Source organism: Amycolatopsis xylanica (genome assembly GCF_900107045.1).
GTDB lineage: Bacteria > Actinomycetota > Actinomycetes > Mycobacteriales > Pseudonocardiaceae > Amycolatopsis > Amycolatopsis xylanica.
The window spans coordinates 158,015-173,354 of record NZ_FNON01000005.1; the positions used below are offsets into that span (position 1 = coordinate 158,015).

The following is a 15,340-nucleotide window of genomic DNA, read 5'->3' on the forward strand; positions in this document are numbered from 1 at the left end:
CGAGTGCTCACCACGAGCACTCGCCGCCAGGGCCCCGAGGGGCTCCTTAACGCTGGATTTGAGCTGACAATTCCTTGAGCTTGGCTTCGTGGGCGCGGGCGTGGTGTCCGCAGAAGAGCAGCTCGCCACCGCTGCTGAGAACGGCTCGTACCTGAGCAGCTGCTCCGCAACGGTCGCAACGGTCGACAGCGGTCAGTTCGGGGCGGGTGAGCGTCGGTGAAGTCATGAGAGTCCCTCCGTCCCGGCACCGGTTGCCCGATGCCATCGATCCAGCCACGACCACTTCGGCACTGATTCCCTCGGCGGGGTCGCTCCGGGCTCCTTGGTGTTCGTGCCTCCACTCTTGCAGACGTTCGGGGAGCCGCAAGTGTTCCCACGCCCGTGCGAGTCAGGTCACGTGGAATTACCCCGTATGTCGTAGATCAACCATCCTGATCGTGACAGAGGGTGCGGGGCGAGGACGTTTTCCCTGGTAAGGCACTATGCGGGGGTGGGAGTGTTGACGTCGAAGGCCAGGCTCGGGAGCCTGCCCGCCCCGGTCTTGTTCGTTCTCAGCGGAATTTCGATGTACGTCGGCGCGGCGCTCGCGGTCGGGCTTTTCCCCGTCGCATCCCCCGCGGGGGTGGCCTGGCTGCGCTGCCTCGGCGCCGCGATCGTGCTGCTCGCCTGGCGGCGGCCGGGCAGGCAGGCGTGGCGCGGCCGTCAGCTGCTGCTCGCGGCGGTGTTCGGCCTGGTCACGGCCGGGATGAACGTGGTGTTCTACGAGGCGGTCGCCCGGCTGCCGCTGGGCACCGCGGTCGCGCTGGAGTTCGCGGGCCCGGTGCTCGTCGCCGCGTTCGGATCGCGCACGTTCCGCGACTTCATCGCGTTGGCGCTGGTCGTGGCCGGTGTGGTGGCCATCGCCGACGTGAAACTCGACGGCAGCGCGGCGGGCGTCGCGTTCGCGCTGGGCGCGGCCGTCGCCTGGGCCGCCTACATCGTGCTCGGCAAGCGGGTCGCGCTCGGCGGGAACGGCCTCGACAGCCTCGCGGTCGGGTTCGTGGTCGCGACGGTGTTGCTCTCGCCACTCGCGCTGGGCACCAAGGCCGTCTGGGGCTCTCCGAAGCTGCTGTTGCTCGGCATCGGCGTCGGCGTGCTGGGGACCGTCGTGCCGTACGGGCTCGACCAGGTGGTGCTGCGCCGGGTGGGCCAGTCGGCGTTCGCGCTGCTGCTCGCGATGCTGCCGCTGACCGCCACGGTGATCGGGCTGGTGATGCTCCGGCAGGTGCCGAGCCTGCCGGAGGCGCTCGGGACGCTGGCGGTGGTCGCCGGGGTCGCCGCGCGTACCCGTGACGACGCTGTCTCCACCGAACCGCCGTGATCGATACTGTGCGGGTGGACTTCCGCCGTTTCCGCATGCCCGCCTGGCCTGGCGCGGCATTGCCCGTCACGGGGGAGTGGGAGCCCGAAACGCTCGCCGCGCTGCTGGAGCGCCTGCACGCGGTGGCGGTCACGATCGTCGCGGACCTCGACACGGCCGAGCTCGGCGCGAGCGACACGCCGGTGCGCGCGCTGACCGACTACCTCGACACCGGCGTCCCTCCACTGTGGACGTCGCGGTGGCGTGACGGACGGTTCGTCGGGATTTCGGGCAACCTCAAGGGAATCGAGGGCATGCTGGTGTCCCTTGTGGACCCCGAGCTGCCCGACCTCGGCGAGCAGGCGCAGCCGGTCGACTGGGTCGCCGCCGCGCTGCGCGGGCGTGGGCTGTGGCTGGTCGTCGAAGACGCCGCGGCCGCCCGCGCGATCGTGCTCGCGGCCGGGTTGCGCGCCGAAGCGTGGCGCGTCTAGCGGGGGAACGCGATCGCGGTCATCCCGTCGTCGCTGAGCAGCCAGGGCACCGCGTGCGGGCGCAGCGCGATGTCCGGCACGCCCGGCATGCCGCGGCGGCAGCGCGCCGGCCGGTCGAAGTGGAGGCCGTGGCGGCCCATCGGGCTGAGCACGCGCTGCGCCGGGATGGCGTCGGTGCTGTCGTCGACCAGGTCGAGCAGGGTGAAATCGATCGAGTGGCTGCGCGCCGCGTACTCGGCGACGGCTTCCTGGACCGGCCGCCAGTGCATGAGGAAGACGTACTCCTCCGGCGTCTCCAGCAGCACGGCCGTCGGACGGCCGGCCACCGCGTCGTGCAGCAGCTCGGAACTGATCTGTGGCAGGGCGGTGAGCGTCGTCATGACTTCAGGGTGACGGATGCGCGGCCGGTGCGCATCCATTCGACAGGGTGAACTACTCAGCGAACTTGGAGTGCTTGCGCCCGTAAGCGAAGTAGATGGCCAGGCCAACGGCGAGCCAGACGGCGAACCGGATCCAGGTCAGGACGTCCAGGTTGAGCATCAGGTACAGGCAGGCGAGCGCGGCGACGACCGGCAGCACCGGCGAGAACGGGACGGTGAACGAGCGGTTGAGGTCGGGGCGCTTGCGGCGCAGCACCGGCACCGCGAGCGCGACGATGATCATCGCCGACAGCGCGCCGATGCTGACCATGTCCGACAGCTCCGAGATCGGCACCAGCGCGGCGAGGATCGCGATGAGCACCGCGCCGCCGATCGTCATCCGGTGCGGCGTGCCCCACTTCGGATGCGTGGTGCCGAGCGCCTTCGGCAGCAGGCCGTCGCGGCCCATGGCGAAGCCGATCCGGCCGATGGTGACCAGCTCGACCATCATCACCGAGGTCAGCCCGGTGACCGCGCCGAGCGAGATGAGCGCGCTCACCCAGTGCTCGCCGACCGCGTCGAACGCCGACGCGAGCGGGGCGCTGACGTCGATCGTCGTGTACTCGACCATGCCGGTCAGCACGAGCGAGACGCCGAGGTACAGCACGGCGCACACGAACAACGCGCCGAGGATGCCGACCTTGAGGTCCTTCTTCGGGTTGACCGTCTCCTCGCCGAGGTTCGCCAGCGCCTCGAACCCGGTGTAGGCGAAGAACACCACGGCGGCCGCGGTGAGCACGCCGCCGATGCCGTACACGGACTGCTCGAGGCCGAGCGCGGCCTGGATGATCGGCTGGTGCAGCGTCGCCGCCTCGCTGCCGGACGGCTGTGACGGCGGGATGAACGGCGTCAGGTTCGTGCTCTTCACGTAGAACGCGCCGACCGCGAGGATCAGCACGCAGACGGCGACCTTCACGAGCACGAGGATGTTGGTCAGGAACGCGGACTCCTTGATGCCGACCACGGCGACCACGGTCAGCACCGCGATGATCAGCACGGCGCCGATGTTGACCGGCGCCTCTTCCCCGAACAGGCTCGGCGACAGCCCGAGCAGGTTCGCCAGGTAGCCGGACCAGCCGCGTGAGACGACCGCGGCGCCGAGCGCGAACTCCAGCAGCAGGTCCCACCCGATGATCCAGGCGAACACCTCGCCCAGCGTCGCGAAGGCGTACGTGTACGCGCTGCCCGCGGTAGGCACGCTCGACGCCAGCTCGGCGTAACACAGCGCGGCGAGCCCGGCGACGACCGCGCCGATGACGAACGAGAGCGTCACGGCGGGCCCGGCGTGGGTCTTCGCCTCGACGCCCGCGAGCGTGAAGATGCCTGTACCGATGATGATCCCGACCCCGAACCCGATCAGGTCCCTGCCGCGCAGCCGCCGCTTGAGCTCACCGGAGTCCTGGCGTTCCAGGACCTTGTCCACATCGAGAATGCGCCGTACGCCCATGCGCAGACGTTAGAAGATCTCCAGGCGGATCGCAGTATGGAGGGAACCGGACGCGGCCGGTGTCCGTCGGAGGCACGAATCCCCCGGTGAGGAGAAAGTTCCTGTGCGTATCCGTGCCGCTGTCCCGATCGTTGTCGCCGCGCTGCTGCTGACCGCTTGTTCCTCGAAGCCGACCCCGCAGGCGGCGGCCCCTTCGTCCTCGGAGCTTCCGCCCGCGCCGCCGGTCGAGTACACGCAGGCGGGCGCCGGGCTGGCGATCGGCGCCAAGGCGATCGTCCCGTTCAGCGCGAATGGCAACGTCGGCCCGCTCGGGATCACCGTCACCGGTATCGACAAGGGCGACCCGGCCGACTTCGCGCGGTACGGCAGCAAGCTCGAGGGCCTGACGCCGTACTACATCAAGCTGCTGATCACCAACGAGAGCAACGCGGACCTCTACACGCTCGTCGGCGAGATCGGCGGCCTGCTCCCGAACGGCAAGCGCGCTGCGCCGGTCACGATCTTCGGTGACTTCGCCAAGTGCGACAGGGCCCAGCCGCCGTCCGACTTCGCGAGGGTCGGCAAGACCTACACCTCGTGCATCGTGGCCGCCTCCCGTACCGGGGGCGACGCCATCGTCGGCGCCGATTACCACGGGCACCCCGGCACCGCGACCCCCGACATCGACTACCAGGCCAAGCCCGTCACCTGGAAGTAGCCCAGCCAAAAAATCCCAATGTGGCATTCGTCAGGTTCGGGGCAGCCAATGTGGCATTCGTCAGCTCAAAACCGACCAATGCCACATTGGGATTTTTTCGCTAGATTCCGGCCTCTTGGGCGAGGATGGCCGCTTGGACGCGGGAGCGCAGGTTCAGCTTGGTCAGGACGCGGGAGACGTGGGTTTTGACCGTGGTTTCGCCGATGTAGAGGCGGGTGCCGATCTCGGCGTTGGAGAGGCCTTCGCCTAGGCAGCTCAGGACTTCGCGCTCGCGGTCGGTGAGGTCCGAGAGGCCTGCGGGCGCGGCCACCGGCGCGGGGGCCGAGTTCGCGAAGGCCGAGATCAGCTTGCGGGTCACCTGGGGTGCGAGGACGCCTTCGCCCGCCGCGACCAGGCGGACGGCTTCGACCAGGCGGGCGGCTTCGACCGACTTGAGGAGGAAGCCCGCCGCGCCGGCGCGCAGTGCCCCGTGGACGTACTCGTCGAGGTCGAAGGTGGTCAGCACGAGGACCTGGCAGAGGCCTTCGGCGGTGAGCTCACGGGTGGCGGCGATGCCGTCGACGCCGGGCATGCGGACGTCCATCAGGACCACGTCCGGCTTCAAGGCGCGGGCCTGGCGGATGGCGGCGGCGCCGTCGGCTGCCTCGCCGACCACCTCGATGCCGTCGGCGTTGGACAGGATCAGCACCAGGCCGGCCCTGATGGCGCCGTGGTCGTCGGCGACGAGGACCTTGATCGTCATGCGCCAGGCACCGGAAGCTCGGCGCGGACCAGCCAGCCGCCGTCCGAGGGGCCCGCCGTCAGCGAGCCGCCGACGGCCGCCGCGCGTTCGCGCATGTTCACCAATCCCGTTCCCGTCCCGCCCGGTTGCTTCGGGCGTGTGGCCAGTTCGTTGCCGATCTCGAGGATCAGTCTTCCGGCGGCGTGCCGGATCTCCACCACCGCGCGCGTGCCCGGCGCGTGTTTCGCCGCGTTGGTCAACGCTTCCTGCGCGATGCGGTACGCGGTCAGGTCGACGGCCGCGGGCAGCGCCGCCGAGTCCACTTCGGACCGGACGTCGACGCTGATGCCGCTCGCCCGTGCCGAATCGATCAGTTTGGACAGCTGCGCGAGGCGCGCGGGCGCCGTGGTCTCGTCGACGCTGCCGTCGGCCGACTTCAGGAGCACGACCATCGTCCGCATCTCCTCCAGCGCGTGCACGCTGTTCTCCCGCACCGAGCGCAGCACCGTCTGCGCCAGCGTCGGGTCCTTCATGGACAGTGCGGCCTCCGACTGGATGGCGATCGCCGACAGGTGCCCGGCGATGACGTCGTGCAGGTCGCGGGCCATCCTGGCGCGTTCCTCCGCGACGGCCGCGGCCAGGTCGAGTTCGGCGATCCTGGCGAGCTGGTGGGAGTTCGCCCGCTCGGCCTGGGCGATGTCGCGGTGCTGGCGGACGTTCGTCGCCCACCACACCGGCGTGATCAGGAACGGCAGCGCGGCGACCGCGGCGATGACGCCCGCGCGCCAGTCCGAGGCCAGCACCAGCGCGGCGGTGATGACCGCGACCGTGCTCACCGCGGCCACGCTGATCATCGCGCGGCTCACCCGCTTCGACCCGTACAGTGTCGCCGCGTACAGGAAATCGGTGTACACCACGATGATCGGCAGCGACAGTCCCAGCGAGATGTCCACCGCGAGCACGGCCGTGCCGAGGATCAGCGCCAGCGGGACCTTGCGGCGGATGACCTCCAGCCCGGCGATCGCGGTCAGCTCGATCAGCCGCTTCCACAGCGGCACCGGGTCGGGCCCGCCCGCGATCAGGTACAGGCCGGTCAGGTAGAAGAACAGCCCGAAGAGCCAGGTCCCGACCGCGATCACCAGGTCCTGCTGCCACACCGGCAGCCGGGACAAGCGGGGGAGGCTCACACGCACGCCCCCATCCCAGCACACCGGACCAAGATCGGCGTCCTCCTAACTGATGACGCCCGTCTCCTGCGGTCCGCCGACGCGGCGGCCGGCCCACAGGCCGCAGAGTCTTACCTGTGGAGAACTTCTGGGAGTTTCTGAGGGGGAACCCGATGGCCGCGGTGATCGCGGCAGGGGAGATCGGGTTCTGGGTGTTCATCGCGGCGGGGCTGCTCGCCCGCTATCTGCTGAAGCTGCGGCGAACCAGCCTGGTGCTGCTGGCCATGACCCCGGTGATCGACGTGGTCGTGCTCGTCGCGACCGTGCTCGATCTGTCGCACGGCGGCAAGGGCGGGATGCTGCACGGTCTCGCGGCCGTCTATCTCGGGTTCAGCGTGGTCTTCGGCCCGGCCATGATCCGCTGGGCCGACGTCCGGTTCGCGTATCGCTTCGCCGGCGGGCCGAAACCGGTCAAGCCGCGGCGCACCCAGGCGGAGAAGGAGCGGTACGAGTGGCGTGAGTGGGGCAAATGCGTGCTGGCCTGCGGGATCGCGGCCGGGGTGCTGGTGCTGCTGATCTTCGTCGTCGGCTCGCCGGAGCAGACCAAGCCGTTGCAGGGCTGGTTGCCGCGGATGGGAGTCGTCACCGCGTTCTGGTTCGTGTTCGGCCCGTTGTGGCAACTGCTTTCACCGAAGGAAGAAAAGGTCGGATCATGATCGAACTCATCGGGATCGTGCTGGTGGTGCAGGGGGTCGGCGGGTTCATCAACCGCGTCGGCGAGAGCAAGTCGTACAGCTGGTTCGTGCAGCTCCACGTGCTGCCGCCGTCGTTCCACATCGCGGCGAGCATCGCGATGGCGGTGCTCGGGGCGGCACTCGTGCTCACCGACATGGCCCGCAAACGCAAGAACAAGGCCTAAAGCGAGACCAGCACCTGCAGCACGCCGAGGATGATCGTGACGACCGTGAGGATGACGGTCACCACGGTCAGCCGGGTGACGCGGGCGCTGACCACGCTTTCGTAGGAGTACCTGGTCTCGTCGTCCATCGCCTCGGCCTGCCGGTCGAGCTGCTGGATGATCCGCTCGACGCCCATGGTGGTGACCAGCCTGCGTTCGAGTGAGTCGATTTCGGGCGGCAGCACGGAGTTCAGCATTTCGAGCAGATCGTCGAGCGAGCCGCGCAGCAGGCGGCGCTTGCGGTTCGCGGCCTTCTTGCCGTCCGGATTCGACAGGGACCGTGCGAGCTCCTCCTGCGCGCGGTGCAGCCACTGGTCGGCCAGCGCCATCCGGATCAGCACGCGTTCGAGGATGAACAGCATGCCGTGGTCGAGCCCGCCGACCGGGCTGTCGATCTCGAAGTAGGGCTCGGTCTCGCCGAACAGGGTGAGCGCGAGTTCGCGCTGGTGGTCGGTGTACTCGCTGCCTTTGCTGTTCAGGCAGACGATGCTGTTGGCCATCGCGTACGCGGCGACGAACGTCCGCGTGCCCCACTGCTGGCCCAGTGCCTCGCGGGCGACATCCCGCGGCACGAACCGCCAGCCCTCGTCGCTGGTGGCGAGGCCGTAGAACGGCCGGGGGTCGGCTTCAACGGTTCTTCCTGGGGGATGACCGTCGTAGCCGCGCACCTCGACACACCACCCCTTGCGGTGGAGTTCTTCGGTCTCGCTGCCCGCGGTGAGCTCGGCGAACGCGGCGGTGACCGACTCCTTGGCCGAGGAGTGCGTCTCGTCGCGGTAGCGCCCGCGCAGCGCGCCGGAGGAGACGCGGCCCTGCAGGCTCTGCAGCACCGCGATCGCCAGATCGGGCCCGCCGGTGATCGGGGTGGTGACGATGAACGTCATCGAGTGGTACGCCGGATGCCAGGTGACGATCACCCGGCACGGCAGCGTCGACTCGCCGAATTCGAGCGAGAGCGGATCGCCGGAAAGGACGCAACGCCTCGGCTTTTCGGTGTAGTGAGCCAGGAAATCCTCCGCGCTGGCCCAGTCTTCGCCGAACTTGCCGTCCATTGTGGACAGCAAACCGGACTCGATGCCACGGTCGAAGACCGAAATGGACTGTTCCCGCGAGAGCGGCACGGCCCAGGCGAAGGAAAGCAGCAGCGTGCTCACTCGGTGCTAGTCGGAGCTGCCCGCCAGAGCGTTACCATGTCCCGCCCGAGCTGCCGCCGCAACGCGGGCGCGGCGTTGACGAGCTCGTCGCGGTCGGTGTGCTCGTCGACCACGCCGAGGTCGTCGAGCACGTGATACGTCCAGTCCCACACCGGCTCCCAGCCCGCCTCCGCCGCCATCGCGGTGAGCTGCTCGGGATCGACGAGCCGCACCGGCAGCGCCTCACCGCTGGCCAGCGCCTCGTCGAACCGGGTCTGGCCGACGTGCTCCGAGCGCACGCCTTCGGGCGCGATCCGGTCGATGCTGTAGCCGCCTCGCCCGAACGGCGCGCGGCTGAACGACAGCACGAGCGACGCGCCCGGCGCGGCGACCGCGCGCAGGCCGTCAAGCAGCGGCTGCAGATCAGCCGTCGGCACGTGCTGGATGACGTGGCTGCACACGATCAGGCCGAACGGCCCGCCCCGGACGCCGGTGACCGGCGAGACTTGAAACGTGACCTCGGTGCCTTCCGGCAGCTTCGCGGTCTTCGCGGTGCCGAGCCGTTCGGGATCCGGGTCCACCGCCGTGATCCGGGCGGCGAAGCGCGCGATCCACGGCAGCAGCCTGCCCTCGCCGCAGCCGGCGTCGAGCGCGTGGACCTGGTCGCGGCCGCCCAGCGCCTCGAGCTTTTCAGCGAGCCTGGCGAGCGCGGCGTCCTCGCTCGCGCTCCAATAACCTTCGTACGGCTCGTGCTGCGCGATGAACGAGGCCGTGACGCGGTCGCCGGTGTCCGGGTAGCGGTAGGTCTCGGTGATCACAACCCGCGAATATACCGGAGAAATGTACGGTTCTTGTGCGCGTGGAACCGACACTGCGCGCATGAGACTTCGGGTACTCGGGCTGGCGTGCGCACTCGTCGCCTGCCTCTTCACGACCGGGACCGCGGCGGCCGCCGCGAGCTTCCCCCGGATCGACGCGGCCACCGTCGACGGGTTCAAGATGACCGCCGGGCAGACCTTCGAGAACTACGGCGCCCGCCTCGCGCAGCTCGAGCGCAACGCCCAGCTGAAACCGCGCGGCCTGTCCGAGATCCTGCAGACGGCCAACCGCAAGGCCAGGCCGCTGTGCCACGGCACGTACCTGGCCTCCGCGCTGAAGCCCGCCGGATTCTGCTGGGAAGACGCCAACGACGACAAGACCAACGACTGGATCCCGCAGGGGCTCACCGGCTCCGGCGACGCCTCGCCGACCGGCAAGGTCGACGGCAAGCGCGTCGTCGCCGCGTCCTGGCACACCCCGGGCGACACCATGGTCCGGCTGTCGTTCGCCGACGCGACGGCGTTGACCTACCGCCACGTCCTGCTCGTCGAGCCGACCTCGAACACGGACTTCGCCGTCGTCACCGGGCATGGGCACGGCATGACCTGGGTGGACAACCGGCTTTACGTGGCCACCGCCGGCGGCGTGATCCGGGTGTTCGACACCAGCCACTTCTGGAAGGTCGACGACAGCCTGGGCACCGTCGGCCTCGGCTCCGACGGCAAGTACCACGCCGCGTTCTACGACTACGCGCTGCCGCAGATCGGCGCGTTCTGGTATCCCGGCGGCGGCTGCACCACGGCCGTCGGCGACCGCCCGTGCATCTCGACGCTGTCCTTCGACGCGTCCTCGAGTTCCTTCATCACCGCCGAACACGCGGCCAAGGAAGGCGGCCGCGTCCTCCGCTGGCCGTTCGACCGCGCCGCGGCCCGCCTGAAGACCGGCACCGACGGCCTGGCCCACGCTTCGGAAGGCTTCCTGTCCCCGGTCTGGGGAGTGCAGGGCGCCGTCGCGCGCAACGGATACTTCGTGTTCACCGGCGTCTGCCCCGAGTACGCGGCCGACCCGACGCATGATCATCCGTCTTGCCTGCACGGGGGAGTGGGCGGCGCGTCGACGTCGCGGCTGACCGGCCAGGCGCCGGTGAACAGCCAGAACCTGTCGTACTGGCCCGCGACCGGCGAACTGTGGCTCATCAACGAACAACTCCGCGAACGGGTCACCGTGCACGTGCCCTGGACGACGCTGACCGGCAGGCCGTAACAAGCCGGCTCTCAGCTGCGACTTGCAAAAACCGGGATTTCAAAGAAGAAACACCGGAAGCGAGGAGCGGACCGTTGCGCAAGAGCATCGCCCACCCCAGGAACCGCGGTCCGCGCAACCGGCGCACCACGCTTCGCCGGATCGCTGTCATCGATCCTTTGGAACGTACGTGTGCCTGCCCGGCCTGTTCACTCGCGGGCGGGCCACGTGCGGCTTACTGGCTCCGCAAATGCCAAGCCTTCGCCGGAAGTAAGCGCTTGCTCGACGGCTGCGAGCCGCTCTGCCTGCGGGTGGCCGGTCTGCTCGCGCGCTACTGCGACTGTGAGGGCTGCGCCGAACTCGGCCCGGAAACCTCGCGGTACTACCGGCTGATCATCGCGATCGACCGGCGCCTGGCGGCGTTCGACGGCCGGGTCTACGACGGCGACGAGTGCCCGAACGCGGTCGACACCCCGCAGAGTCTCGCGATGGTCGAGAAGATCCTGACCGAGACCCGCGTCGTGGACGACGTGGTCGAGAACGTGATGCTGATCCTCGACAACGCCGGGCTCCTGGACAAGCTGCTGGGCGAGGAGTCGTGAGTGGTATCGCCGGTTAGAACCGGCCGGAACACTCACGACCCCCAAAGAGCGAAGCCCCGCCTGGCCAGGGGCCGAGCGGGGCTTTCGCCGGTGGAACCTTTAGTCGAGATAGTCGCGCAGTACCTGCGAGCGCGACGGGTGGCGCAGCTTGGACATCGTCTTCGACTCGATCTGCCGGATGCGCTCACGGGTGACCCCGTACACCTGGCCGATCTCGTCGAGCGTGCGCGGCTGGCCGTCGGTGAGGCCGAAGCGCAGCCGGACCACGCCCGCCTCACGCTCGGACAGCGTCTGCAGCACCGACTGGAGCTGGTCCTGCAGCAGCGTGAACGACACCGCGTCGACCGCGACGACCGCCTCGGAGTCTTCGATGAAGTCACCGAGCTGCGAGTCGCCTTCGTCGCCGATGGTCTGGTCGAGCGAGATCGGCTCACGGGCGTACTGCTGGATCTCCAGGACCTTCTCCGGGGAGATGTCCATTTCCTTCGCCAGCTCTTCGGGAGTCGGCTCGCGGCCGAGGTCCTGCAGGAGCTCACGCTGGATGCGGCCGAGCTTGTTGATGACCTCGACCATGTGCACCGGGATACGGATGGTGCGGGCCTGGTCGGCCATCGCGCGGGTGATCGCCTGACGGATCCACCAGGTGGCGTACGTGGAGAACTTGTAGCCCTTGGTGTAGTCGAACTTCTCCACCGCGCGGATCAGGCCGAGGTTGCCCTCCTGGATCAGGTCCAGGAACGCCATGCCGCGGCCGGTGTAGCGCTTGGCCAGCGAGACCACGAGCCGGAGGTTCGCCTCGAGCAGGTGGTTCTTGGCACGCTCACCGTCACGCACGATCCACTTGAGATCGCGGCGCATCTGGGTGGCGAGCTTCTCGCCCTCCTCCTCGGCGTTGCGCACGCGCTCGGCGGCGTAGAGCCCGGCCTCGATGCGCTTGGCGAGCTCCACCTCCTCCTCGGCGTTGAGCAGCGCGACCTTGCCGATCTGCTTCAGGTACGCGCGGACCGAGTCGGCGGAGGCGGTGAGCTCGGCGTCCTTGCGCGCCTGGCGCAGTGCCTCCGACTCCTCCTCGTCCCAGACGAAGTCGGGGTTGTCACCCGCCTTGACGTCCTTCTGCGCCGAGCTGGTGGCGGCCGTGCGCTTGCCGCGGGCGGCAGGCTCCTCGGCCTCCTCCTCGTCGTCGGCTTCGTCGGCCTCTTCCGGCTCGTCGTTCACCGATTCATCGATGACGTCGACCTCGACTTCCTCCAGATCTGAAAGATCCGGGGTTTCCAGGTCGGCTTCGTCGAGCTCACCGGGACCGTCGGGATCGCCCTTGGCGTCATCCTTGGCGGTCTTCTTGGCCGGAGCCTTCTTGGCAGGTGCCTTCTTCGCGCCCGCGGCGGGTTTGCGTGCCGCTGGCTTGGCCGTCTCGGTGGCCTCCTCAGCGGATTCGCCGGCGGCGCTCGTTGTCTTCGTACCGCTTCGGGTTGCGGTTCTTGCGGCTGCCACTTACGCCCTTTCGCAGCGGTCGATCATGACGAGCAAAAGCCTGACGGCCTCAGCTGCCTCAAATTCGGGGAACACGCCCTGGGCCTGCGGTTTTCTCCGCCGCAGCCGTGGGCCGTGTTCCATTGTAACGACGATGCGCCGATGCGTCGCGAAGCGATCACCTCAGGCGCGCCGCGGATCAGTGTTCGATGCCCTCCGCGGCGGCCGCCGCCGCGCCCACGATGCCCGCGTTGTTCTGCAGCGAGGCCGCGATGACCTTGGTGCGGATGTCCAGCAGCGGCACCCACTTCTCGGCCTTCTTGCTGACGCCGCCGCCCACGATGAACAGGTCCGGCCAGATCAGGTTCTCCAGCACGCCGAGGTAGCGCTCGACGCGCTTGGCCCACTGCGGGTACGAGAGGCCCTCGTTGTCCTTGACCGAGGCGGCCGCTTTCTTCTCCGCATCGTGACCGTCGACCTCGAGGTGGCCGAACTCGGTGTTCGGCACGAGCTTGCCGTCGTGGAAGACCGCGCTGCCGATGCCGGTGCCGAAGGTCAGCAGCGCGACCACGCCGTGACGGGCGATCTCGTCGCCGAACCGGATCTCCGCGATGCCCGCCGCGTCGGCGTCGTTGATCATCGCGATCTCGTCGACACCGCGGCCCAGCCGCTTCGCGAACAGCGCGTCCGCGTCGGTGCCGACCCACTTCTTGTCGATGTTCGCGGCGGTGAGCGCGATGCCCTTCTTGACGACGGCGGGCAGCGTCACCCCGACCGGCCCGGTCCAGCCGAAGTGACCGACCACGTCGGCGACGACGTCCGCGACGGCCTCCGGGGTCGACGGCTTGGGCGTGTCGATGCGGAGCCGGTCCCCGATCAGCGCGCCCTTCTCCAAGTCGACCAGGGCGCCCTTGATCCCGCTGCCGCCGATGTCGATGCCGAAACCCCGGGTAGCGGTCACGGATGTGGTCCCTTCTCGCACGATTCAGAAGCTTGCCTCGGAGACTTTAACCGGATGTGGTGACATGTCCGCCGTGGGAGTTGACGAGCGTGCTTTGAAAGATATCGCCGAACTGGTCGCCGGGGACGCCGCGCAGCTGGTTCTCAGAGCTTGGAAGGGGATCCAGGAGGGCCGATCCGTCGAGGTCGGGACCAAATCGGCCGACACGGACGTGGTGACGGCGGTCGACCACGAGTCGGAGCGGTTCGTCCGCGCGCGGCTCGCCGAGCTGCGGCCGTCCGACGCCGTGCTCGGCGAGGAAGCTGGCGGCGCGGCGGGCGACGGCGTCACCTGGGTGATCGACCCGATCGACGGCACGGTGAACTTCCTGTACGGCCTGCCGTGGTTCGCGGTCTCACTCGCGGCGCAGGTCGGCGGCGTGTCGGTGGCGGGCGCGGTGGTCGAGCCGGTCAGCGGGCGGCGGTGGACGGCGGCGCGCGGGCACGGCTCGTTCCTCGACGGGCGGCGGCTCTCCGTCAGCGGCCCCGCGCGGCTCGACCTGACGCTGCTGGGCACCGGGTTCGCGTACCGCCAGGAGCGGCGGGTCCGGCAGGCGCGGTTCGCGGCCGGGATGCTCGGGCGGGTGCGGGACATCCGGCGGCCCGGCGCCGCCTCGCTGGAGCTGTGCTCGGTCGCGGCCGGGTGGACCGACGCCTACATCGAACACGGCCTCGGCCGCTGGGACTGGGCCGCGGGCGCACTGGTCGCGTCGGAGGCGGGCGCTTTCGTCAGCCTGCCCGGCGAGGACGTCGCGCTGGGCGCCGATGCCACCTACGCGGCGGCTCCTTCGATCGCCCCCGCCCTGCGCGAGGCCATGATCGAGGCGGGCGCCGGCTCGGTCTAGAAACGGGATAAAGCGGGCTTTATCCCGGGAAAAGCACCCGGGATAAAGCCCGCTTTATCCCGTTTTCAGCAGGTGACGTCGCGGGCCGAGGCCAGGAGGGTCTGGTCGATGTTGGGGGAGGGGGCGCCCGCGGACTGCTCGCCGCCTCCGCCGCCCTGGTGCTGGGCCGACCAGGTCTTGAGCTGCTCGATGATCTTGCTCGCCTCGGCCTTGGGCTGGATGTCGCCGAACTTGGTGCCGATCGCCAGGTCGACCGAGGCATCCGCGCGGTTGTCCTTGACCAGCTCCGCGCACGGCGCGATCAGGCTGACCGTGCGTGCGGCGGTGACGCCGTTCTCGCCGAAGCGGATCTGGCCCTTGCACTTGGCCGGGGTCTTCTCCGGGTAGGCCGGGTCGTTGGTGGTCTCGGTGATACCGGTGAAGCCGAGCTCGCGCAGCGTGGTGTCGGTGATCTTGCCCTGGCCGCGGACACCGCTGGCGTTGAGCACGCGCAGGCTGATCTTGTCCGGCGGGATGGGGGAGCGGTCGTCGAGCGCCGCGTGCCCGAGCGGTGTGTAGGTGACACCTTCCGCCGCGATGGGCGCCGGCGTGCACTTGATCGCTTCGTCGATGTCGGCCTTGCTCAGCATCGCGTTCACCCAGACGATCATCGCGCCCACGAAGAGCACGCCGATCACGATGAGGGCGGGCAGCGGCCGCCGCTTGCGATATGGCCGAGTCCCACGGTCCCCGAAGCCGTTCCCCGACGCCACCTGCCCCGTCCCTTCCCGAACGCCGACACTCCCGCACTGACAATGGTCGCTGCTGATCAGCCTAGGCGTTCCGGCTGTCACCCGGCAGCGTGGGTCGGCGGGAGGATCCGCACCCGTCCTGGTGTCTCCGGATCGCACCACGCCGCGGTGGCCCGGGGCAAGCGATCGAGGCGTCCGAGTGAGGTTACGAACCTCTGGGCAACCCGAACGGGGGAAGCCGCGTCGACCTGCGAAGTCACC

The 15,340-nt window shown here is 69.3% G+C and carries 18 protein-coding genes; 8 read left to right on the forward strand and 10 right to left on the reverse strand.

Annotation, left to right across the window (positions count from 1 at the left end):
• Positions 1-46: 46 nt before the first annotated feature.
• Positions 47-226, reverse strand: a complete 180-nt coding sequence (locus BLV57_RS43995) for a DUF7455 domain-containing protein (protein ID WP_091292222.1) — start codon at positions 224-226, stop codon at positions 47-49.
• A gap of 339 nt (positions 227-565) precedes the next feature.
• Between BLV57_RS43995 and BLV57_RS23635 the strand changes: the two genes are divergently transcribed.
• Positions 566-1,360 (forward strand): EamA family transporter, encoded by a 795-nt coding sequence (locus BLV57_RS23635; protein ID WP_091293151.1) that lies wholly within the window; start codon positions 566-568, stop codon positions 1,358-1,360.
• A gap of 14 nt (positions 1,361-1,374) precedes the next feature.
• Positions 1,375-1,830: a DUF6885 family protein gene (locus BLV57_RS23640; RefSeq protein ID WP_091292224.1), complete on the forward strand. Its 456-nt coding sequence runs from the start codon at positions 1,375-1,377 to the stop codon at positions 1,828-1,830.
• Here the strand turns inward: BLV57_RS23640 and BLV57_RS23645 are convergent.
• Complete coding sequence (locus BLV57_RS23645; protein WP_091292226.1) at positions 1,827-2,210, reverse strand: hypothetical protein; 384 nt, start codon at positions 2,208-2,210, stop codon at positions 1,827-1,829. The genes BLV57_RS23640 and BLV57_RS23645 overlap by 4 nt on opposite strands.
• A gap of 52 nt (positions 2,211-2,262) precedes the next feature.
• Positions 2,263-3,696 carry an amino acid permease gene (locus BLV57_RS23650; RefSeq protein ID WP_176968777.1) on the reverse strand — a complete coding sequence of 478 codons (1,434 nt, stop codon included), beginning with the start codon at positions 3,694-3,696 and terminating at the stop codon, positions 2,263-2,265.
• Positions 3,697-3,799: 103 nt separating this feature from the next.
• Between BLV57_RS23650 and BLV57_RS23655 the strand changes: the two genes are divergently transcribed.
• Positions 3,800-4,393 (forward strand): hypothetical protein, encoded by a 594-nt coding sequence (locus tag BLV57_RS23655; RefSeq protein ID WP_091292227.1) that lies wholly within the window; start codon positions 3,800-3,802, stop codon positions 4,391-4,393.
• A 100-nt stretch (positions 4,394-4,493) separates the two neighbouring features.
• On the opposite strand, the gene BLV57_RS23660 is transcribed toward BLV57_RS23655, so the two are convergent.
• Together BLV57_RS23660 and BLV57_RS23665 are read right to left on the reverse strand one after the other, a co-directional pair.
• Positions 4,494-5,135, reverse strand: coding sequence for a response regulator (locus tag BLV57_RS23660; protein WP_091292229.1), 642 nt, complete (start codon positions 5,133-5,135; stop codon positions 4,494-4,496).
• Positions 5,132-6,307: a sensor histidine kinase gene (locus BLV57_RS23665; protein ID WP_091292230.1), complete on the reverse strand. Its 1,176-nt coding sequence runs from the start codon at positions 6,305-6,307 to the stop codon at positions 5,132-5,134. Before BLV57_RS23665 ends, BLV57_RS23660 begins: the two co-directional genes overlap by 4 nt.
• Before the next feature lie 146 nt (positions 6,308-6,453).
• Between BLV57_RS23665 and BLV57_RS23670 the strand changes: the two genes are divergently transcribed.
• Both BLV57_RS23670 and BLV57_RS23675 read left to right on the forward strand, forming a co-directional pair.
• Complete coding sequence (locus BLV57_RS23670; RefSeq protein WP_245757484.1) at positions 6,454-6,996, forward strand: hypothetical protein; 543 nt, start codon at positions 6,454-6,456, stop codon at positions 6,994-6,996.
• Positions 6,993-7,199: a hypothetical protein gene (locus BLV57_RS23675; RefSeq protein ID WP_091292233.1), complete on the forward strand. Its 207-nt coding sequence runs from the start codon at positions 6,993-6,995 to the stop codon at positions 7,197-7,199. The genes BLV57_RS23670 and BLV57_RS23675 overlap by 4 nt, the downstream gene beginning before the upstream one ends.
• On the opposite strand, the gene BLV57_RS23680 is transcribed toward BLV57_RS23675, so the two are convergent.
• Both BLV57_RS23680 and BLV57_RS23685 read right to left on the reverse strand, forming a co-directional pair.
• Positions 7,196-8,392: a hypothetical protein gene (locus tag BLV57_RS23680; RefSeq protein WP_091292235.1), complete on the reverse strand. Its 1,197-nt coding sequence runs from the start codon at positions 8,390-8,392 to the stop codon at positions 7,196-7,198. The genes BLV57_RS23675 and BLV57_RS23680 overlap by 4 nt on opposite strands.
• Entirely contained in the window at positions 8,389-9,189 is an 801-nt protein-coding gene (locus BLV57_RS23685; protein ID WP_091292237.1) for a class I SAM-dependent methyltransferase, read from the reverse strand. Before BLV57_RS23685 ends, BLV57_RS23680 begins: the two co-directional genes overlap by 4 nt.
• 61 nt (positions 9,190-9,250) lie before the next feature.
• Here BLV57_RS23685 and BLV57_RS23690 point away from each other — a divergent pair, with 61 nt between their 5' ends.
• Entirely contained in the window at positions 9,251-10,453 is a 1,203-nt protein-coding gene (locus BLV57_RS23690; protein ID WP_091292239.1) for a hypothetical protein, read from the forward strand.
• A gap of 74 nt (positions 10,454-10,527) precedes the next feature.
• Positions 10,528-11,034: a hypothetical protein gene (locus BLV57_RS42940; protein WP_143047134.1), complete on the forward strand. Its 507-nt coding sequence runs from the start codon at positions 10,528-10,530 to the stop codon at positions 11,032-11,034.
• Between the two features lie 99 nt (positions 11,035-11,133).
• On the opposite strand, the gene BLV57_RS23700 is transcribed toward BLV57_RS42940, so the two are convergent.
• On the reverse strand, positions 11,134-12,525 hold the full coding sequence (locus tag BLV57_RS23700; RefSeq protein ID WP_091292242.1) for an RNA polymerase sigma factor: 1,392 nt from the start codon (positions 12,523-12,525) through the stop codon (positions 11,134-11,136).
• 178 nt (positions 12,526-12,703) lie between these two features.
• Complete coding sequence (ppgK, locus tag BLV57_RS23705) at positions 12,704-13,465, reverse strand: polyphosphate--glucose phosphotransferase (protein ID WP_091292244.1); 762 nt, start codon at positions 13,463-13,465, stop codon at positions 12,704-12,706.
• 64 nt (positions 13,466-13,529) lie between these two features.
• Here ppgK and BLV57_RS23710 point away from each other — a divergent pair, with 64 nt between their 5' ends.
• A complete protein-coding gene (locus BLV57_RS23710) occupies positions 13,530-14,348 on the forward strand; it encodes an inositol monophosphatase family protein (protein WP_091292246.1) in 819 nt (272 codons plus the stop codon).
• Between the two features lie 65 nt (positions 14,349-14,413).
• On the opposite strand, the gene cei is transcribed toward BLV57_RS23710, so the two are convergent.
• Positions 14,414-15,100 carry an envelope integrity protein Cei gene (gene cei / locus BLV57_RS23715; RefSeq protein ID WP_091292248.1) on the reverse strand — a complete coding sequence of 229 codons (687 nt, stop codon included), beginning with the start codon at positions 15,098-15,100 and terminating at the stop codon, positions 14,414-14,416.
• Positions 15,101-15,340: the final 240 nt, after the last annotated feature.